The organism is Sorangium sp. So ce1504, from assembly GCF_051521635.1.
GTDB lineage: Bacteria > Myxococcota_A > Polyangia > Polyangiales > Polyangiaceae > Sorangium > Sorangium cellulosum_B.
In genome coordinates this window covers 2102433-2122390 of record NZ_CP150365.1, presented here as the reverse complement: position 1 = coordinate 2122390, position 19958 = coordinate 2102433, and the positions used below count along the sequence as shown (strand labels likewise).

The window sequence follows — 19958 nt, the reverse complement described above, 5'->3', positions numbered from 1 at the left end:
CCCCAATGACGAACAAAGTTTTGAACCGACGAACTGTTCTCCGGGGCATGCTGGCGACGGGCGCCGCCGTCACCATCCCGCTCCCCTTGCTGGAGATCATGCTGAACGAGAGCGGCACGGCGCACGCTCAGACGAAGACCCCGGTCTCGCCGCTCTACGTCACGTGGTTCTTCGGGAACGGCACGCTGCCCGGTCGCTGGAAGCCGACGCGCACGGGCTCCGGTCAGGCCTGGGACCTCAGCCCCGAGCTCGAGCCCCTCGCGGATCTCAAGTCGTATCTCACGGTGATCAGCGGCCTCGAGAACAAGCTGGTGGTCTCCGGCTCAGAGCACCCCACGGGGTCGGCGGGGGCGACGACCGGCGCGCCGCTCAGCGGGAACGCCGTGCGGGCCGCTTCCATCGACCAGGTCGTCGCGAACGCCATCTCGGAGGGGGCGCCGTACCGCTCGCTCGAGGTGGGGGTGACGCCGGCGACGCCGAACGGCGCTCCGGACTCGCTGCATACGGTCTCGCACAGGGGGCCGAACGCGCGCAACAACCCGGAGTTCGATCCAAAGGCCGTGTTCAATCGATTGTTCATGAACGGCCTGCCCGAGCCCAGCGACGACGGCGCGGAGCAGGCCGCGAAGCTCGCGAACGTCCGGAAGAGCGTGCTCGACTCCGTCCTGCAGGACGGCGCGAGCCTGAAGCAGCGGCTCGGGGCGGCCGACAGGCATCGTATCGAGGAGCACCTCGAGTCGATCCGCGCCATCGAGCAGCGCCTCGAGACCATGCCGTCCGGCGGCGGCCCGACGTCGGCGTGCAAGAGCCCGACGGCCCCCACCGCCGGCAAGGATGCGCAGAGCGAGGCCCCCCCTGCGGTGAACACCGCCATGGTCGAGCTCTCGGCGCTCGCGCTCGCCTGCGAGCGGACGCGCGTGCTCTCGTTCATGTTCTCGCTGCCCGCCGCGCACGTCTACTACCGGCACCTCGCGCAGGACATGAACGACGACTTTCACGACACCATCTGCCACGGAGATGCCGGGGATCAATCGAGCCAGCCTCGCGTCGACAAGGGCGTGATGTACACGATGCGCTGCCTGAACGAGTTCTTGACGAAGCTCAAGAACACGCCGCACGGCAGCTCGAACCTGCTCGACAGCTCGCTCGTGTACGTCACGTCCGACACCGCGTGGGGTAAAGTGCACACGAGGACGGAATGGCCGGTGCTCTTCGCCGGGAAAGCCGGAGGGCGGCTGCGCGGCGACGAGCACCGCAATTTCCCCGGCGACAACCTGAGCAAGGCGCTCCTGACGGTCGCCCAGATCATGGGCTTGAACGTGACGGAGATCGGCATCGACGCGGGGCGGGTCACGTCGCCGCTCGCGGGCATCCAGGTCTGACCGCGCCAGCACGCGCCGCGATCCCGCGGAGGGATGGAATACCATGCACCGCATGCTTTCCCGACATGCTCCCTTCTTGCACGCCACGCTGGTCCTCCTCTCATCTGCCGCCTTCCTCGCCTGCGGCGACGACGCCGACACCTCCTCTGCTGGCAGCGGCGGCGCCGGCGCTTCCGGCGGCGGCACCAGCGCCGCCAGCAGCGGCGCCGGCGCTTCTGGCGGCGGCACAGGCACGGCCAGCAGCGGTCAGGGCGGGTCCGGCGGCCATCCTCCGGCGAACCTCGTCGAGCCCGGCGATCCCGGGCCGGGTGATGTCACCTTCACCGTGCGCGCCGATCGGGATGTGCGCCCCATCAGCCGGCTCATCTATGGCGCCAACTGGGCCGAAGACCTGGACGGCGAGCAGCGCGGCACCACCGTCGTGCGCATGGGCGGCAACCGCATGACCGCGTACAACTGGGAGAACAACGCCTCCAACGCCGGCTCGGACTACATGCACCAGAACGACGCGCACCTCGCCGGGAACAGCCCGAACGGCGATGTCCCCGGGGAGGCGGTGCGCATGCACGCCGAGGGCGCGCTGGCGCACGGCGCCGCCTTCATCGCGACCATCCCCATCTGCGGCTATGTCGCGGCGGACAAGGACGGCGGCGGCGACGTCGAGCAGACGCAGAATTACCTCGAGACCCGCTTTCACCCGACGATTGCGCGCAAGGGCGCTCCCTTCTCCTCGTCGCCCGATCTCGACGACAACGCCGTGTACCAGGACGAGTTCGTCGCCTGGATGAAGCAGGCCTTCCCCGACGCCTTCGAAGGCGACGTCGCCAGCGTCCTGTTCTCGCTCGACAACGAGCCCGACCTCTGGAATCACAGCCACGAGCGCATCCACCCGGAGCCGGTGCGCTACGCCGAGCTCGTCGACAAGAACATCGAGTTCGCTTCCGCGATCAAGGACGTCGCGCCGAGCGCGCTCGTCACCGGCTTCGTCTCCTACGGGTATTCAGGCTATGTCAGCCTCCAGGGCGCGCCCGACGCGGACGGCAACTTCATCGAGTACTGGCTCGACGCCATGAAGGCCGCCGAGATGAGCGAGGGGCGCCGCCTGGTCGACGTGCTCGACCTGCACTGGTACACGGAGATCTACGCGAACGGCGAGCGTCTCACGGGCTCAGACGCCTCCCCCGAGTCGGTCGAGGCCCGCGTCCAGGCGCCGCGCTCGCTCTGGGACCCGACCTTCGTCGAGGACAGCTGGATCGCGAACGACGTCGTGAACGGCCCGATCACGCTCATCCCCTGGCTCCAGGGCCTCATCGACGCCCATTACCCGGGCACCGCCCTCGGCATCACCGAGTACAATTACGGCGGCGGCAACCACATCTCCGGCGCGATCGCGCAGGCCGACGCCCTCGGCGTCTTCGGCCGCGAGGGCGTGTTCCTCGCGACGATCTGGGATCCCGGCGAAGAGGTCTCGATGCTCCGGGCCGGCGTGCGCGCCTTCACGAGCTACGACGGGCAGGGCGCGCGCTTCGGCGATACGTCCGTCCGCGCCGAGACGAGCGATGTCGCCAAGGCCACCGTGTACGCGAGCATCGACGAGGCCGATCCGAGCCGAATGGTCCTCGTCGCCATCAACAAGACCGCTGCCCCGCTCACGGCCGCGGTGACCCTCGCCGCCCACGAGAGCTACACGGCCATCGACGCGTGGCAACTCACGTCCACCAAGGCCGATCTCGTGCCTGCGGATCCCATTGCGCCGCGCGCCACGAACGCCTTCACCTACGCGATGCCGGCCCACAGCGTGTCGGTGCTGGTCCCGCGATAGCGGTCCATCGGTCGCGGCGCCAGCCTGTTCTGGCCTGTCCGCAAGAACCTCGTCGTCGGGCTCGGCGTTGTGTCCGCCCTCGACCTCTCGGAGCTCAACGCCGTGCTCGCCCACGAGTTCGGGCACTTCGCCGCTCGATCCGACGCTTTTCCACGCGCAGGAGCCACGCGAGGGCGACGGGGGCGCGGCGACCAGGGGCATCGAGACATCCCGGCCAACAAACGGGATAAACCTCGACAAAATCCAGAGAACAATCTTGGCTTTCTAGCCAATTTCAGGTTCCATCCAGAATTTTGTCTCTCCGATCCAGATAATAATGGCCTAGATCCAGAGAATCAATTCAAAAAACCAGTTCGACGAACCCTGGATCCAGAGAAAGCGCTCAGGAATCGAGCAAATTGGGCCGACCTGAGCGAGCCGCGGGTGGCGGGCGCAGGACGCGGCGCTCAGCGATACGGGCAGTCGAAGTTCCAGCGAAGATTGATGCCGTATTCGCGCGGACAGTAGACCACGTGGGTCTGCACGTCGTTGCTGAGCCCGAAAGGCTGGTTCAGGTCGACCGGCGTGCCCGGCGTTCCGCCGGTGATCCGCCACTGGTAGACGGCGTCCGCCGACCAGACGAGGTTGATCCCGTATTCGCGCTCGCGGTATTTGATGTACTTCTCCGCGCTCGGGTTCGTGACGAAGAGCGCGACCGGCTCGCCGTACCGCACCGCTCCGCCAGCCTGGGGGATGAACCGCACGTTGCCCAGGTTCGAGCCGCTTCGCCACCCGAGGTTGATCCCGTACCTGCGCTCGCTGTACACGACGTACTGGTCCACGAACGTATTCTTGAGACCGACGTACGAGCTCTCGGTGATGGTGCAGGGCACCCCCGGCGTGCACGCCGGTCCCTCTCCCCACCATTCCACGTCGGGCTCGGAGATGGCGAGCTCCGCCTCCTCGACGCGCTCTTCATCCTGTGCTGAACCCTCGCTCTTATCCGCTGAATCCACGGCGCATCCCGTCATCAGGAGGGTCGCGAAAGGCAGCCCGAACACAACACATCGCAGGCCAAAGGACTTGTTCTCAAGCTGATTCGATTTCATGTGAGCTCCTCATGGTTGCAGGGAATTGCCGCCGCAAAGCGGCCTCGACGGATGAGCGCCGGCGCGTGAGCCGCATGCGGGTCCGATCGCTCCAGCGCGACCTGCGTCGGCTCACACCGCTCCTGCGTCACCTGTCGTCGGTGCCGGTGTCGTCGGCGGCGTCGGTGAGCGACAGCAAGCGAGATGCCATGCGAGGAGGCCGTTGCCGAGGCGAGGCGGATGCGTGATGCGGAAGATGACTGTCCGCATTTTCCAGCGATCCGAGCGCCGCCGCGCGTCGAGACCGGCGCGTTCATCCACGGGACCGGCGAGCCACGCGGCGTCGCGGACACATCAGCGAGCTCCCGGCGCGCCAGCAACGCCGCCCGTCGAGCGGCGCTCGAGCGGGTCGCTCGTGCACATCACGGTCGAGTGACGCCGGCGTCGGGCTCGACCCCGGAATCGACAAAGCGCGCCTCTTCAACGTACGCGACGGGCTCGGCCGCTTGTTTGCATCGCTCGGGCCCGCGGCGGAGGTTCGAGGAGCCTCGCAACAGGGAGAAGTTCGCGAGAACTCGACGACCGCCCACGGCGCACCGCGCGATGTCGTCTTTCACTCCCCTGCTTCGCTACCCCTCTCACGCGGCTCTTCGGGGTGACGCTACCCGGTGAGTGAGCCCTGCGATCTGCCGGCGATCAAACGCTCCGCGGTTAAAATGCCCACCCCACGGCGACCTTCGCCGCGGGAAAGAGCTTCGTCCTGGCACCGGAGGAGAGCTCCTCGCCGGCAGTCTCGACACGAGCGCTGGGGAAGTAGAGCCCGACGACGCCGGCGTCGAGGTCGAGCAGGGGACCGTGCCTGGACACGAAGCACTTGCTGGGGTTGGCGTACCCCACCTGGGCCGCGACTTCCGTGATGCTGAGGTGGCGTTGCGCCAGCAAGCGCCGCGCGCGCTCCAGGCGCTCGGTGCGCAGGTAAGCGAACACGGAGGTGCCGAACAGCGTCCGAAAGCCCGTCTTGAGCTTCACTTCGTTCAAGCCGACGTGGCGAGCGAGCTGGCGCAGGCTGGGCGGCGCGTTCATGTGCTCCACGAGGAGGCGCCGCGCGGGCTCGATCTTCAGCGCCAGCTGCTCGCATTCCGCGCCGCTGTCCAGGAACTCGTACCGGGTGCTGGTCGGCTGCGTGGTGTGCTGCACGTGGAGCACACCACCGCGCAGCACCTCGCTCGTCCCATCGGACGAAATCATGCGCGGCCCGGCACCGCGACTGAGGTTGAACTTCAGCGGAGTGGCTGCGGTGCGAAACTGGAACCCCCACGGTTGCTCCCAGCGAAGCCGGGTGGTGCTCAGGCGGATACCGGAGCGCAGGCGGATGGAGCCGGTGGAGCCGGCGTTGCCGTGGCGGTCCCAGCGCATGCGGTGCTCGAAGGGGCTCGGCTCTTCGATCTGCGGGCTGCTCTGGATCACCCTCTGCGCGAAGCGCGTCAGATCCCCTGGTTCACCGCGGAAATCGACCGAAGCCCTCCCCGCACTGTAGCACGGCTCCGCGCTCGCCCCAGGTTGCGCGTCGTGCCGGTGCCACTCACCGTCTTCTGCAGTCGCGAACGCTGCGTCGTACACGCGCTTCGCGAACCTGCTCTATGTCGACACCCGCAGCGCGGGCTTCTCCTACGAGCTCGCGACCGTCGACCCGGCTTCGGACTGCCACGGCGAAACGTCACGGCGCGCGCCGTGGACGCGGGTTGGGCTGGGGCCCGCGGATGGCTCCCGGCCCGCCACGGCAGCATGGACCGCGCTCCCGTCAAATCGCCGGCGCTCGATAGCCGCCGAGCTCCCGCTCGATGTGACCGGCCAGGGCGAGGACGACATCCTCGCGGAAGGGGCGTCCGATGATCTGGACGCCGACCGGCGTTCCTCGCGACGAGGTGCCCGCGCGCACGACGACCGCCGGCCACCCTGTCATGTTGTAAGCGAACGAGTAGCTGAATCCCGCGTAGACCCCGTGCTCGATCCACGCATCGTGGGGCAGCGTCTCGAGGACACACGGCGGGCAGACGATGGCGTCGACGTCCTTCATGAAGCCGAGCATCCGCCCCCGCCACGCGTCCAGCCGCTCGACCGCCGCGGTCAGCTCACCGCTCGGCAGCGGCTCGCTTGTGAGCGCGGCCGCCACCTCGGCGCCGGGGTCCGTGGTCCCGGCCAGATCCAGGAGCCGCTTCAACCAGGCGCCGCCGTCCGCCCGGAAGATATCTGCGTCTATCGTGAGCACGTCGCTCAGCGCGTCGGGCTTCTTCGACTCCACCCGCGCGCCGCCCGCCTCCAGCGCCGCCGCCGCGTCCATCACCGCCTGGCGCACCGCCGCGTCCGGCGCCGCGATCCCGTTGTCGGTGTGCATCGCGATCCGCAGATCCCTGAGCTGCACGTGCTTCGGGTCGCCGAGCGGCGCCGGGATCAGCGCCGCGTCGCGCCAGTCGGGCCCCGCCAGGATGCTGAAGAGAAGCCAGAGATCGTCGACCGAGCGGGCCATCGGCCCGAGCACGGTGAACGATTGGAGCAGCCCCTCCGCCGGGACGATATGGCCCGTCCGCGGGATGCGGCCGGTGGTCGGCTTGAGCCCGGCGATCCCGCAAAAATGCGACGGCACGCGGATGCTCCCGCCGGTGTCGCTTCCCACGTCGAACGGGGAGCCGCCCGCGGCCACGATGGCGCCCGCCCCCCGCTGGAGCCGCCCGGCGACAGGTCGAGACCATACGGATTGTTGGTGCGCCCGTACACGGCATTGTTCGTCTCGTAAGACCACGTCATCTCGGGCGTATTGCTCTTGCCCAGCAGGATCGCCCCCGCTTCCTTGAGGCGCCGGACCACGGTGGCGTCCTCTGCCGGAACGAATTTCGTTCGCCCGCTCGTGCCGCCGGTCGTCACGACGCCGGCGGTATCGATCGAATCCTTGATCGTCATCGGCACGCCGTGCAGCGGGCCAAGGTGCTTGCCTCTCGCCAGGGCCCGGTCCGCCGCCCGCGCCTCGGCTCTCGCCTCGTCGGCGCGGAGCTTCACCACGGCGTTCAGCCGCGGATTGATCTGCGCGATGCGCGCCAGGTGCGCCTCCACGACCTCGAGCGACGACACCCGCTTCCGGCGGATGAGATCCGCCAGCTGACCCCCGGTCGCCCGTGTGAGCTCCGACAGCGCCTCCGCTGCAGGCTCCTCGACGGGCGTCATCCCATCGCATGCGCTCGACAGGGCCGCCACGCTCCCGGCGAACGCCCGCAAGAAGAAGCGGCGCGAGATCTCCCCTGTGTGCCCGGCGGCGCAGCACGCTCTCGAGCGTCAGGAGCGGCGCCTCGCCTTCCTCGAGGCCCTGCACCAGCTGCCCGAGCACGAGAGCGCCGTCCACGCCTTGCTTCGCCGCACGCCCCCGGGCAGTCTCCGGTCATGGGCCAGCCCGCCGAGAAGCAGCGCCGCGCCACGTACACCGACCTCGACGCCGTCCCAGCGAACAAGGTGGCGGAGCTCATCGGGGGCACCTTGCACGTGTCCCCCCGGCCGGCACCGCGGCATTCCAGGGCGGAGAGCGCGCTGCAAGGGGAGCTCTTCGGCCCGTTCGACCGCGGGCGCGGCGGGCCCGGCGGCTGGACCATCTTGGTCGAGCCCGAACTCCACTTCCCCGATCCGGACGCGGAGATCGCGAAGCCTCTTGTGCTGGCCCACGAGCTCGCAGAGCAGGGTCGCTCAGCCGCCGCGCGCGCCCGCGGATTCCTCTTCTAACCCTCCAGGTCCTTGAACGGCTCGCGCCAGGCCTCGAGCTCGTCCAGCTGGTTCGACAGCCGCTGCACCTCGGGATAGTCGGCCAAGGGCAGCCGCGCGCGTGCGGCATACGGAAAGACGAAGGCCACGCGGAAGTCGGCATAGCTCAGCTTGTCGTCGATCAGCCAGCGGCGGCCCTTCAGCAGACCGTTCAGGATCTCGGCGAAATGTCGGAACTCCTTCAGGTGCCGGTCCATGACGGACTGCTCTTCTCGGTCGGTCGTGAACGTGGGCTTGACGATGTATTCGAAGTAGAGCGCGCTCGCCGGCGGATTGAAGTGCTGGTGCGCCCAGCTCAGCCAGCGCAAGAGCTCCGGAAGACGAGCGGGCGGGGGCCAAAATTCCGAGCCAGTCAGCTGGCACAGGCGACAGGCAATGGCATCGGCTTCCCAGAGGGGCGTGCCGTTCTCGATGAGGATCGGGAGGCGGGTGTTGGGGTTGAGCGTTCGGAAGAATTCGATCTGGTCCGGCGCGAACGGGGCCGCGCGGATGAACTCCACCGGCGCCTGGACATGCCGTGCCACTGCCACGGCGAGACGCGGGTTTGAGTTGTGCGAGTAGTAGAGTTTCATCTGACCTCCGTCCGGGCCCGCGCCGCCGCGGACCCACCCAGCTGACCCGTTGGATGGATATCAAACCATCTGCGCCGCCGTCAACCGGGTGGAGGGCGCCGGCGCTCAGCGGTGCACGGCGTTGATGATGCCGTCGAAGAACTCGGTGCAACCGACGTTGTCGAGCATACGGTTCCAGCCGAGCTCGTCGAACGGCTGCGGCAGCCCGTGGTTGGTCAGGAGGACGCCGATGATCTCGAGATCCGGATCGACCCACATGAACGTGCCGGCGCCGCCCGCCTTGCCGAAGGCGCGCGGCGACAGGCGCATGCCGCCGTTCGAGAAGCGCCGCGTCCGCATCTCCCACCCGAGGCCCTTCGGGGCGAGGAGCAGGTTGTTGATGGGTGACGTGTCGGTCTCCGCCTCCGTCACGTAGGGCGTGTTGTTCTTCTTCATCTGCCCGACCAGATCGGGCCGCAGGACCTCGGCGCCGCCATAGGCGCCGCCGTTCAAGATCATCTGGCAGAAGACGGCGACATCGAGCGCGGTGGTGAACACGCCGTCACAGCCGGCGATGCCGCCCAGCGCGAAGTCCTGCTCGTCCTGCACCTGCCCCCGCACGAGGCAGCCCCGGCGGGCGGAGTACCCCGTGGCCGCGACGCGCTCGACGAGCTCCGGGGGCGGGTTGTACATCGTGTCGCTCATGCCGAGAGGACGCCAGACGCACTCTCTCGCGATGGCGTCGAGATCTTCCCCCGCGGCGGCCTCGATCATGCGGCCGAGGAGGCGGTAGGTGAGATCGCTGTACAGCGCCGATCTGCCCGTCGCGTATTCGAGCGGCGTCTCGGCCATGATGCACCAGGCCGTCTCGACGTCCTCATCCAGGCACTGGTTGTCCAGCGGCAGACCGGACGAGTAACGGAGCATGTCGTAGACGGTGACGGCCGCCTTTCCGTTGGCGGCGAACTCCGGCAGGTACCTGGCGACCGGCGCGTCCAGCCGAATCACGCGCTCCTGCACGAGCGCGAGGGCCGCCGCCGCCGTCGAGAGCACCTTGCTCATCGACTGGACGTCGAAGATCGTGTCGAGCGTCACCGGCTCGTCGGCGCCGGCGACCTTGCTGCCGAAGGCCCGGTGACCCACGATGACCCCGCGCCGCGCGACCAGCGCGGTGGCGCCGGGAAACAGGGCGTCGTTCACGCGGCGCTGGATCCGCGCGAAGACGTCCTCCAGCCGCTCCGAGCTCATGCTCACGTCCTCGGGCCGCCCCGCGGTGAGCGTCGTCGAGCAGGCGCCTCTCCATGGGTCCGAACCGAGCGCGGGCGCCGCGGCGGCCACCGAGGCGAACTGGGTCATCCCTTGCAAGAACATCCTGCGGTTGACCGCTCGTCGTTGATCGATCATGGCTCTTCCCAACCTTGCTTTCGTGAAGAACGAATCCTTCCACGGCGTTTGCCCCCCCGGTTGGCCGGAGGCGCGTTCAGCGTGGGCGTCTGGCGTGAAGGCTCGCAATTTGTACGCCAGCGTGACCTGCCGTCTCCTCTTCGAGCTGCACCGCTAAAAAGAGCTGCTACCTGGCCGCTGGTTTCAGCTGAGAGGTCCGGCGCGTCCCCTTCAATGGAGTTGGCACGACTGGAATGGAAGCGCAATCGATTGCGGGATGACGCAAGCAGATGACATCCTGGACGACCGTGGACGACCGCGGACGAATGAACGCGCTGTTCCCGAGGGGTCACGGGCCCTCGTGGCCTGACGTCTCCCCCGCTTCCTCTCCCGTCGTCTCTCTCCCCATCACTCGCGCTCTCGCGCGCCAGCGGACGATACGGGGAGGGTTCTGCTCAAGGCCGAGCTCGGCAGACAGCGTCCGACGGCGCTGCGATCGACGCGGCTCGCCTTGACCGGCCGTCACGCCGCAGCCGACGCGTCGAGTCGATCATCGGACGCCTGGACCGCCGCGGCGCCGGCCGCTCACCGCTGGTACCGATCCTGCCTGTCGATCGACAGCGCAGCGCAGCGCAGGCGCCTTCGAGCGCAGCCGCGCCCCGGAGGCGTGTGTCACGCCCAGCACGCCAGAGCCATGCAAACAGCGACCGAATACCTCGCGGAGGCCGTGCTGGACGAAGGGCCGGATTTCGCGCTCTACCGGGCGCGCGAGCCGGCGGGGCGGAGCGTCCTCGTCAAGGCCCTGAAGGTCGCTCACCCCTCGACGGCCGAGTACGAGGCGCTGCGGCGCGAGCTGGAGGCGACGCGGCTGGTCGGCTGCGACGTGGCCATGGAAGCGGCGCGGATCTGCACGTTCCATGGCCAGCCCGCGCTCGTGATCCAGGACGACGGAGCGACGCCGCTCGCCCGCCTCATGGGCACCCCGATGGCTCTCGGCCGGTTCCTGAGGCTCTCCACCGGCATCGCCGGGGCGCTGGCGACGATCCACGGGCGGCAGATCGTCCACCTCGGCCTCACCCCGCACCGCGTGATGCTCCTGCCCGGCGACGCCATCAAGCTGACCGGGTTCAGCCCCTGGTCGCTCTCGCCGGGCCGGTGTAGCCCCCGATCGGCCCGTCCGTCCCCCTGCACCTGGCCGTACCTGTCGCTCGAGCAGGGCGGGCGCCTCGGCGTGGCGATCGATCACCGGTCGGACCTCTACTCCCTCGGGGTGATCCTGTTCGAGCTCCTCACCGGACGGCTGCCGTTCGCCGCGAACGATCTGCTGGGATGGCTCTACTGCCACGCCGCGGTCGTCCCCCCGTCGCCGCTCGTGTCCGTGCCCGGGCTGCCCTCGACCGTCGCCGAGCTCGTCCTGAAGCTGCTCGCGAAGCTCCCCGAGGACAGGTACCAGAGCGCCGCCGGCCTCCAGCACGATCTCGTCCGGTGCCGGGAGGCGCTCCGGACGGAGGGGCGGATCGCGCCGTTCCAGCCGGGTCTCGCCGACGTGCCGCCGCCTCTGCGGCTGACCCCCGGGCTCTACGGCCGCGCCGGCGAGGTCGCGCGGCTGGAGGGCGCGGTGGCGCGCGTCGGGCGCGATGGCCGGGCGGAGCTCGTCCTGATCTCGGGCCCGCCGGGCGTGGGCAAGACGCGCCTGGTCCATCACCTGGGCGAGTCGGTCCGCGCGCCCGCGGCGCGCTTCACCGGCGGCAGGTGCGAGGTGGCCCCGCGCCATGCCCCGTGCGAGGCGCTCCTCGCGGCGCTGGACGGCGCGCTCGTCCAGGCCCTCGAAGAGGGCGAAGCGTCGCGCGCGGAGCTGCAGCGCGGCCTCGCGGGGACGCTGGGCGCGAACGCGTCGCTGCTGGCCGGCATGCTCCCGGCGCTCGCCCGGATCCTCGGCCAGCAGAGCCCGCCGCCCGAGATCCCGCCCCCCGAGGCCGAGGCGCGGTTCCTGCTGGCGCTCAGCCAGCTCCTCGGCGCGCTCGCGCGGCCGGGGAAGCCGCTCATCGTCTTCCTCGACGATCTCCAGTGGACGGACGCCGAGACGCTGAAGGTCGTCGAGCGCTGGGCGACCGACCCCGACGTCCGCGACACGCTGATCCTCGGCGCGTACCGGAGCAACGAGGTCTCCGATTCCCACGCGGTGCGCCGGATGATCCGCCGGCTCCGCGCGCAGGACGTCGCCGTGACCGAGATCGCGATCGCCCCGCTGTCCGCCGACGCGGTGACCTCGTGGGTGGCCGACTCGCTGCGCGCCCCCCGGGAGGAGGTCGCCCCGCTCGCGGCGAGCCTCCACGAGAAGACAGGGGGAAATCCGCTGTTCATCGCGCAGCTCGCGGGCACGCTCCACCAGGAAGGGCTGATCCGCTTCTCGACCACCGCCCGAGCGTTCCGGTGGGATCTCGAGAAGATCCGGGCGAAGAGGTGCTCGGACGACGTCGCCGAGATCATCGCCGCGAACCTCCGCAGCCTCGACGCGGGCACGCAGGACGCCTTGCGGCGGTTCGCCCTGTTCGGCGACGCCGCGGATCTGACGACGCTGGCGCTCCTCCTCGGCTGCCCGGAAGACGCCGTCATCGAGCGCCTGCAGGCGGCCTTCGCCCTGCGGCTCATCGTCCGGATCGACCGCGAGATCCGCTTCCTTCACGACCGCATCCATCAGGTCGCCTACGAGCTCACCCCCGCCGAGCAGCGGCCCGAGGCGCACCTCGCCGCCGCGCGCGCCCTGCTCGACGGCCTCCCGCCCGACCGCGTCGAGGCCCAGCTCTTCGAGATCGTGCGCCAGATCACCCGCGGAGCGCCGCGGATCACGTCCCCGGAGGAGCGGACGCGGGCCGCCGAGCTCAACCTGCGCGCGGGCCGGAAGGCCCAGGCCGCGACCCACCACGCCGCGGCCATCGGGTTCTTCCTGCTGGGCGCCGAGCTGCTCGCGGGCGCGCGCGGGGAGGCGGCGCGCGCCGGGCTCGCGTTCGAGCTCGACTTCGCGCTGGCCCAGTGCCGGTTCGCGACCGGCGAGCTCGCGGCCGCGGAGCGCATCTGCGCGTCGCTGTGCGAGCGCGCCTCCGGGCCGTGCGTGGCCGCGACCGTGTACGCCCTGCTCGCCGAGATCCAGGTCGCGCAAGGCGCGATGGACGCCGCCGTCGAGAGCTGCGTCGCGGGCTTCGGCAACTGCGGGCTCCCCCTGCCGCGCCACCCGGAGGCCGCCGCGGTGGACGCCGCCGTCGCAGCGGTCCTGGGTCGCCTCGAGGGCGGCGCCCTCGCCATCGCCGCCCTCCCGGACCTGCCGCCCATGACCGACCCGCGCGCCCGGGCCGTCTGCGATCTCGCCGCCACGCTGTACCAGCCCGCTTACCACGCGAGCTGGGACGTCATGGCGGCCGCCGCCAGCGCCGCGGTGGAGCTCTCGCTGACGCACGGGAACACGAGCAGCTCCGCGGCGGCCTACGCGACCTTCGGGCTCGTCCTTGCCGAGCGGCGCGGGCGCCCCGCGGACGCGTTCGCCTTCGGCGAGGCGGGCTATCGGCTCGCCCAGCGCGAGGAGCACTCGCCCTACAGGCCCAGGGCGAGCTTCACGTTCATCGTCTTGCTCGGCTACCTGGAGATGCCTGTCCGACGCTGTCTGGAGCTCGCGCGGCGCGAGCTGGACGCGGCGCTCTCCGCCGGCAACTACCCCTTCTCGTGCTACTTCGGCCACCAGCTCATCGCGTTTCAGCTGTTCGTCGGCGACTCCCTCGACGACGTCGCCGAGGAGGCTTCGCGGCGCCTCGCGCTCGCCGAGCGCACCTGCGGCCCGGTGGACCAGGACATCTTCCGCGATCAGCTGCGGCTGCTCGCGCGGCTGCGCGACCCACCCGCGCCCGGCCGCCCTCCGGAGCGCTCCGCGGACGAGCTCGCGCGGAGGGCGCCGATCAGGGCCTTCTATGGCCATCTCCTCGACCTGCAGACGCGCGTGCTCCTCGGCGATCTGGGCGAGGCCGCCGGAGCGGCGGAGCGCGCGGGCGCCTTGCTGCACGCCGCGCGCCGCTTCCTCGGGGCCGCCCAGGTTCACTTCTACGCGGCGGTCGCGCGCTCCGCCGGCCACGCCCGCGCGCCCCCGCCAGCCTGCCTCGAGGCCGTGCGCGCGCACCTCGCCCACCTGGCGGCGCTCGCGGACGCGTCCCCGGAGAACTTCGCACACCAGGTGGCCCTGGTCTCGGCCGAGCTCGCGCGCCTCTCGGGCGATGAGCTCGCCGCGGAGCGCGGGTACGAGCAGGCCCTCAAGGGCGCCCGCGCGGGCGGGTTCGTCGAGGTCGAGGCGCTCGCCAGCGAGCTCTGCGCGCGCTTCTACGAGCAGCGGGGGCTCGACACGGCGGCGAGCGCCTACCTCGCGCGCGCCCGCGACAGCTACGAGGCCTGGGGCGCGCGGGCGAAGGTCTGCGCCCTGCTCCAGCAGCACCCCGAGCTCGCGCGGCGGCCCGCGTCCGGGGGTGGCGACGTCAAATACCTGGATATGCTCGGTATTTTGAAGGCCTCGCAGGAGATCTCGAGCGCGCTGGTCCTGCCCCAGCTGCACGCCCGGCTCCTGCTCGTGGCCATGGAGCACGTGGGCGCGCAGCGCGGCTGCCTGCTCCTCTCGACGCCGGAGGGCCTCGTCCTGGCGGAGGCGAGCGGCGATGGCGAGCGGGCCTTCGGCCCCGCCGGCCACCTCGCGGCGCCGTCGCAGGTGCCCCTGTCGCTCTGCGCAGCCGTCCTCCGCACCCGCAAGCCCATCGCGATCGCCGACGCGGCCGCGCCGCACCGGTTCGCGATGGATCCCTATTTCGGCGACGCGGTGCGCCCTCGGCGCTCGGTCCTCGGCGTGCCCATCGTGCGCCAGGACGAGGCAATGGGCCTGCTCTACCTCGAGAACAACCTGGTCCCGGGCGCCTTCTCCACCGCGGAGCTGGGCGTCCTCGATGTCCTCGCGTCGCAGGCGGCCATCTCGCTCGAGAACGCGCGGCTCTACGGCGAGCTCCAGCAGGAGAACACGCAGCGCCGGCGCGCGGAAGCGTCCTTGCACGACAGCAGCTCGCTCCTGCACGCCATCCTCGAGAACACGCCCGCCGTCGTGTTCGTCAAGGCCCCGGACGGGCGGTACCTGCTCATCAACCGCCGTTACGAGGACGTCGTGCACGTGAGCCGCGAGGACATCCTCGGCAAGACCGACCACGAGCTGTTCCCGACCGAGATCGCCGACGCGGTGCGCGCCAACGATCTCGCCGCGCTGCGGGAGGATCACCCCATCGAGAGGGACGAGTTCGTTCCGGCCCCCGACGGCATCCACGCTTTCCTCTCCCTCAAGTTCCCGCTGCGCCATCCGGACGGGACGTCGTATGCGGTGTGCGGGATCGCGACGGACGTCACCGAGCGCAAGCGCGCCGAGGAGATGCTGCGCCACTCGCACGCGCTGCTCGAGGCCACGCTCGACTCGACGGCGGACGGCATCCTGGTCGTCGACGACGCGGGCCGCCCCGTGCGGCACAACCGCAGGTTCAGAGAGATGTGGGGCATCCCCGAGCAGGTGCTCCTCTCGCAGGACGACCGCCTGGCGCTCTGCCTCGATCAGCTCGCGGACTCCGAGCAGCTCCTCCAGGAAGCGAGGATGACGAGGAGCGTCGACGACCCCCGCGAGGCGAGCGGCATCGACACCCTGACGTTCGACGACGGGAGGGTCTTCGAGCGCTACTCCCAGCCTCAGCGCGCGAGCGGGCGCATCGTCGGGCGGGTCTGGAGCTTCCGCGACGTCACGACGCGCGTGCAGGCCGAGCAGCAGCGGGACCGCCTGCTCGCGGACGAGCAGCGGGCGCGCGCCCGCGCGGAGGAGGCCGTCCGCGCGCGGGACGAGTTCCTCTCCGTCGCCTCGCACGAGCTCCGGACGCCGCTGACCAGCTTGCAGCTCGCCGTCCACTCGATGGAGAAGAAGCTCTCGCGCGGCCCGGAGGGCATCGAGCGGGCGCGCGCGTCGGTCGATCTCTCGCAGCGGCAGATCAAGCGCCTCGTCGCCCTCGTCGACATGCTCCTCGACGTCTCCCGCATCCACGCGGGGCGCCTGGAGCTCGACCCGATCGAGATCGATCTCCGCGCGATCGTGGGAGAGGTCACGACGTACCTGGACGACCAGCTCGCGCGGGCGGGCTGCGCGCTCGACGTGCGCGCCGCCGGGCCGGTCGTCGGCCGCTGGGACGCGCAGCGCATCGAGCAGGTCGTGACCAACCTGCTGAGCAACGCGATCAAGTTCGGCGGGGGCAAGCCGCTCGAGCTCACCATCGCGTCGGACGGAGAGACCGCCCGGCTCTCGGTCACCGATCATGGCATCGGCATCCCCGCCGACGTGCGAGAGCAGGTCTTCGAGCGGTATCGCCGGGGCGTCTCGTCGCGTCATTACGGCGGGCTCGGGCTGGGCCTCTACATCACGCGCACCATCGTCGAGGCGCACGGAGGGCGGGTGAGCGTATCGAGCGAGATCGGCAAAGGCTCGACCTTCTCCGTCGAGCTGCCGCTCTCGCGCGACGTCAAGCCGCCCGCGGGCGGCCGGGAGCCGCGGCGGCGGCGGCGCATTGAAGATTGAGTAGCGACGAGCGCGTTGACACCGGACGCGCCGGCGCTACCCTGGGCACACCGGTCAGGAACAGGATCCGTCATTCCACCGACCGACGAGTCATGACGGGCCGCGCTCGCGCCTGGCGACGATGGACCTGAGAGTGTCCCTGATCCCACATGGGGTCTCGGGTGATGAGGTCGCGCCATGCGAAAGGCGGAGATTGAGGCCCTGGTGCGCGCGCACCGGGGCCGTGCCCGTCCCGTCGCGTTCTTTCATGTGCTCCGTCAGCCGTCGCTGGAGCCAGACGATCATGCCTTCCTGTCCGAGCACATCGACGAGCTCGGGACATCCGATCTCCTGCGCTGGAGGGCGCGCTGCGAGAGCGGCTTCAGCGGGCCGGTGATCCGGCAGCTCGCGCGGCTCGCGATCCAGGATCCCGCGCACTTCCAGCACGAGGTGCTGGGCGTGCCGCGCCTCGTGCTCGACGAGGAGGAGTGGATCGAGCTGTCGGATCTCGTGCGCGGCAAGGTCCCGGCGGGGATCTACGAGCGCGTGCTCGAGCGTTGCCGGCGCGAGCCTGTCCAGTGGCCCTCGGGGTTCATCCTCGCGCCCAAGGTCCACAAGGGGCTGCCGCCGCTGCTCGACGGGGACGAGCTCGACGGCCTGAACGGGGAGCGCCCCGCGCTGCGCGATCTGCCGGTCCCGAAGATCCTCGCGGCGAGGCGGGCCGGGGCGATTTCGCTCGACGACGACGCGCTGGCCGCGCTGGCGATGGAGCGCGCGCGCGGCTCGGACGAGGACTGGAGCGTCGATATCCTCCATTTTCCCCCGGCGCTCCGGGACGCGATCCTCGAGAAGGCGCGCCGGACGCCGCGGGGCGCGGAGCGGGCGAACCTGCTCGGCTGGCTCGAGGCGCACGGCGTGGCGCGGGCCACGCTGATGGACATCGCGCTCGGCGCGATCCGGGCGGGGGACGACGCGTATGCCGTGCTCTCCTGGCTCGCGCGCCAGCTGACGACGCGGGCGGCGTGGGACAAACACGGCCTGGAGACGCTCTCCACGCTGATGTCGGCGCGCGCCTTCTCGGAGATAGGCGAGCTCGTGACGCTCGCGTGGAGCGAGGCCAGCCAGGGCGGCAAGGAGGTCTCCCGCGGCTTCCTGGAGGCGATCCAGGTCGCCTTCGCGCTGGTGCTGCTCGGGATGGCGCGGGAGGCCCTCGCGGCGGGCCGCGAGGCCGGCGCGACGGCGGCGCTGTCGGCGCTCGCGTGCCTCGACCCGCCGTCGCGGGTGAGCCGCGCTGTGCACGAGCTCCGGCGGATCCCGGGCGCGAGCCCCGACGTGGTGGAGCTCATCGCCGTGAACGAGCGGCTGGTGAAGCACAGCGACGCGCGCGACGCCTCCCTGGAGGGCTTCGTGGCGGCCCTCCACGCGATCGCCGACGCGTCTTCGTGATCGCCGCCGGCGCGGCGCCGCTCGCGGCGGCAGCAGCGGCGCGTCCGCTCGCCGCCGGCCGCGCGTGACGTAGCGCCGGGGAGCAGGCAGCGCGACGCGCCGCGCGACGTGCTGGGGGCGCGCCTCGCGGCGCGCGGGCGCCCCCGGCGCGGCGCAGGACGCCGGGACGCGTGGGGGGCGGCCAGCGCCTCGCCTCCCAGCGCGGGATCGACCACGGACGCCGCTTCCAGCGCGGGCACCGGTGGCCGCCTTCGTTTTCATTGCGCTGGACGACCGCAACCATCGCTTCCAATGCGGTGGCCTCCGGTCGCTTTCAATTTCAATGCGGGGACCGGCCTTGCCTCCCCCTCGAACGTCGACTCTGGAGGAGCACGCCGATGGCGTTCATCAACTATGCGAGCCGGGAGATCTACTGCAAGATCGTCTATTACGGGCCCGGCCTCTGCGGCAAGACGACGAACCTTCACTACGTGTACGATCGGACGGTGCCGAGCGCCAAGGGGCGGCTCATCTCGCTCAAGACCGAGAGCGATCGCACGCTGTTCTTCGACTTCCTTCCGCTCGATCTCGGGGGCCTGTCGGGCTTCCGGACGCGCCTTCAGCTCTACACGGTGCCGGGCCAGATCTTCTACAGGGCGAGCCGGAAGCTCATCCTGAAGGGGCTGGATGGCGTCGTGTTCGTGGCGGACTCTCAGCGCGCCCGGCTCGACGCGAACGTCGAGTCGATGGCCGATCTGTGGGACAACCTGGCCGAGGAGGGCCGCTCGCCCGGGCGGCTGCCGTTCGTCGTCCAGTACAACAAGCGGGATCTCGACGGGATCGCCGATATCGACGAGCTCCGGGAGCTCCTCAACCCGGGCGGAGCGCCCGAGTTCGAGGCCGCGGCGGCGAGCGGGCGCGGCGTGTTCGACACCCTGAGGGCGATCTCGAAGCTCGCGCTCAAGGAGGTGCAGCGCCGCCAGCGGTAGGGCCTTCGCGAGCGCCGATCGGTTGCGGCTCGCGCGCGCCGGGCTCACCCTGCCGGAGGGAGGACACGCCATGACACAGAGATTCGCCTACCACGTCATGCCGGACCCCGACGGCTGGGGCTGGGTGGTCGCGGCCGAGGGATACGTCACCCGCTCGCTCCCGTATGGCACCGTGCAGGAAGCGATCGAGTCCACGGAGGACCTCGTCCGCCAGCACCCGGGGAGCACGCTCGTCGTCGACGAGCAGCCGCCGCAGCTCACGCCGATCGAGATAGAGCATCGGCTCGCGGCGTGACCGCGGCCAGATGGGTCGCCTCATCGAGGCGATGAGCCGGGCCGTCGAGCTGCTCGCCGCCACGGGGCTCGAGCCACGGCAGCGGAGCTCGTCCGCTCTCACCCAGCTCGATCAGCGGACGCCTGGCCCCGCGCTGGGCCTCCGCGCCGCGCCTGACGCGACATTTATCGCCGGGACGCGAGAGAACGCCTGCTCGCGCACAGGAAGTACAGTACACCCGACAGATGGCAGAGACGTGCGGGATTTGCGGAGGCGACGGTCGGATCGCCAACTCGTTTGGAAACACGACCACGTGCCCGAGCTGCCACGGCTCCGGGCGGCGGTCCGACGACGGGGGCTTCCGGGACGTCACCAAGACGAAGGCCTCGCACCACCGGCCGACGAACGTGGCGGCCGTCGTCGAGAAGCAGACGTGGCCCGGGACCTTCGAAGGGGGCCAGCTGGCGAACGAGGTGCGGGCCAGCGCGACGGTCTCGAACGAGACGAAGGCGAAGCTGACGCGAGAGATCATCGAGCACGAGGGCAGCCACGGCAAATGCACGCAGACCTTCATCAAGAAGATCCGCAAGCAGATCCGCCCGGCGGCGCCCTGATCCCTGGCGCGGCTCGCGGGCGCGGCGGCAGGTCCGGCTTCCG

At 70.5% G+C, this 19958-nt stretch carries 11 protein-coding genes and 3 pseudogenes; 9 read left to right on the top strand and 5 right to left on the bottom strand.

Features of this window, described 5'->3' with window-relative positions:
- Nucleotides 1-5 precede the first annotated feature (5 nt).
- From WMF39_RS08160 to WMF39_RS08150, 3 genes and pseudogenes are all read left to right on the top strand, one after another.
- Nucleotides 6-1382 carry a DUF1552 domain-containing protein gene (locus WMF39_RS08160; RefSeq protein WP_437744984.1) on the top strand — a complete coding sequence of 459 codons (1377 nt, stop codon included), beginning with the start codon at nt 6-8 and terminating at the stop codon, nt 1380-1382.
- Between the two features lie 52 nt (nt 1383-1434).
- Nucleotides 1435-3204, top strand: a complete 1770-nt coding sequence (locus tag WMF39_RS08155; protein ID WP_437744983.1) for a glycoside hydrolase family 44 protein — start codon at nt 1435-1437, stop codon at nt 3202-3204.
- A 21-nt stretch (nt 3205-3225) separates the two neighbouring features.
- Nucleotides 3226-3360, top strand: a pseudogene (locus WMF39_RS08150) (M48 family metalloprotease); the annotation flags it as partial.
- A gap of 290 nt (nt 3361-3650) precedes the next feature.
- Here the strand turns inward: WMF39_RS08150 and WMF39_RS08145 are convergent.
- The 3 genes and pseudogenes from WMF39_RS08145 to WMF39_RS08135 form a co-directional block, all read right to left on the bottom strand.
- Entirely contained in the window at nt 3651-4199 is a 549-nt protein-coding gene (locus tag WMF39_RS08145; RefSeq protein ID WP_437744982.1) for a hypothetical protein, read from the bottom strand.
- A gap of 783 nt (nt 4200-4982) precedes the next feature.
- Entirely contained in the window at nt 4983-5891 is a 909-nt protein-coding gene (locus WMF39_RS08140; protein WP_437744981.1) for a helix-turn-helix transcriptional regulator, read from the bottom strand.
- 181 nt (nt 5892-6072) lie between these two features.
- Nucleotides 6073-7490 (bottom strand): annotated as a pseudogene (locus WMF39_RS08135) (amidase).
- Between the two features lie 213 nt (nt 7491-7703).
- Here WMF39_RS08135 and WMF39_RS08130 point away from each other — a divergent pair.
- A pseudogene (locus tag WMF39_RS08130) lies at nt 7704-7949 on the top strand (Uma2 family endonuclease); the annotation flags it as partial.
- Nucleotides 7950-8032: 83 nt separating this feature from the next.
- Here the strand turns inward: WMF39_RS08130 and WMF39_RS08125 are convergent.
- Both WMF39_RS08125 and WMF39_RS08120 read right to left on the bottom strand, forming a co-directional pair.
- Nucleotides 8033-8647, bottom strand: coding sequence for a glutathione S-transferase family protein (locus WMF39_RS08125; RefSeq protein ID WP_437744980.1), 615 nt, complete (start codon nt 8645-8647; stop codon nt 8033-8035).
- Nucleotides 8648-8752: 105 nt separating this feature from the next.
- Nucleotides 8753-10030, bottom strand: coding sequence for a serine hydrolase domain-containing protein (locus tag WMF39_RS08120; protein WP_437744979.1), 1278 nt, complete (start codon nt 10028-10030; stop codon nt 8753-8755).
- Between the two features lie 673 nt (nt 10031-10703).
- Here WMF39_RS08120 and WMF39_RS08115 point away from each other — a divergent pair.
- The 5 genes from WMF39_RS08115 (at nt 10704) to WMF39_RS08095 (ending at nt 19915) form a co-directional block, all read left to right on the top strand.
- Nucleotides 10704-16634, top strand: coding sequence for a PAS domain-containing protein (locus WMF39_RS08115; protein WP_437744978.1), 5931 nt, complete (start codon nt 10704-10706; stop codon nt 16632-16634).
- A 177-nt stretch (nt 16635-16811) separates the two neighbouring features.
- Nucleotides 16812-18059 carry a hypothetical protein gene (locus WMF39_RS08110; protein WP_437744977.1) on the top strand — a complete coding sequence of 416 codons (1248 nt, stop codon included), beginning with the start codon at nt 16812-16814 and terminating at the stop codon, nt 18057-18059.
- Between the two features lie 377 nt (nt 18060-18436).
- The gene (locus tag WMF39_RS08105; protein ID WP_437744976.1) at nt 18437-19027 is read left to right on the top strand and encodes a GTP-binding protein; all 591 of its coding nucleotides are present in this window, start codon (nt 18437-18439) and stop codon (nt 19025-19027) included.
- Between the two features lie 70 nt (nt 19028-19097).
- Nucleotides 19098-19322 (top strand): DUF2188 domain-containing protein, encoded by a 225-nt coding sequence (locus WMF39_RS08100; protein WP_437744975.1) that lies wholly within the window; start codon nt 19098-19100, stop codon nt 19320-19322.
- A 224-nt stretch (nt 19323-19546) separates the two neighbouring features.
- The gene (locus tag WMF39_RS08095) at nt 19547-19915 is read left to right on the top strand and encodes a molecular chaperone DnaJ (RefSeq protein WP_437744974.1); all 369 of its coding nucleotides are present in this window, start codon (nt 19547-19549) and stop codon (nt 19913-19915) included.
- The last annotated feature ends 43 nt before the right edge of the window (nt 19916-19958 follow it).

Coding starts and splice junctions, on each gene's coding strand:
- WMF39_RS08160 (WP_437744984.1), top strand. CDS start 6: ATGACGAACAAAGTTTTGAACCGACGAACTGTTCTCCGGGGCATGCTG.
- WMF39_RS08155 (WP_437744983.1), top strand. CDS start 1,435: ATGCTTTCCCGACATGCTCCCTTCTTGCACGCCACGCTGGTCCTCCTC.
- WMF39_RS08125 (WP_437744980.1), bottom strand. CDS start 8,647: ATGAAACTCTACTACTCGCACAACTCAAACCCGCGTCTCGCCGTGGCA.
- WMF39_RS08120 (WP_437744979.1), bottom strand. CDS start 10,030: ATGATCGATCAACGACGAGCGGTCAACCGCAGGATGTTCTTGCAAGGG.
- WMF39_RS08115 (WP_437744978.1), top strand. CDS start 10,704: ATGCAAACAGCGACCGAATACCTCGCGGAGGCCGTGCTGGACGAAGGG.
- WMF39_RS08110 (WP_437744977.1), top strand. CDS start 16,812: ATGCGAAAGGCGGAGATTGAGGCCCTGGTGCGCGCGCACCGGGGCCGT.
- WMF39_RS08105 (WP_437744976.1), top strand. CDS start 18,437: ATGGCGTTCATCAACTATGCGAGCCGGGAGATCTACTGCAAGATCGTC.
- WMF39_RS08100 (WP_437744975.1), top strand. CDS start 19,098: ATGACACAGAGATTCGCCTACCACGTCATGCCGGACCCCGACGGCTGG.
- WMF39_RS08095 (WP_437744974.1), top strand. CDS start 19,547: ATGGCAGAGACGTGCGGGATTTGCGGAGGCGACGGTCGGATCGCCAAC.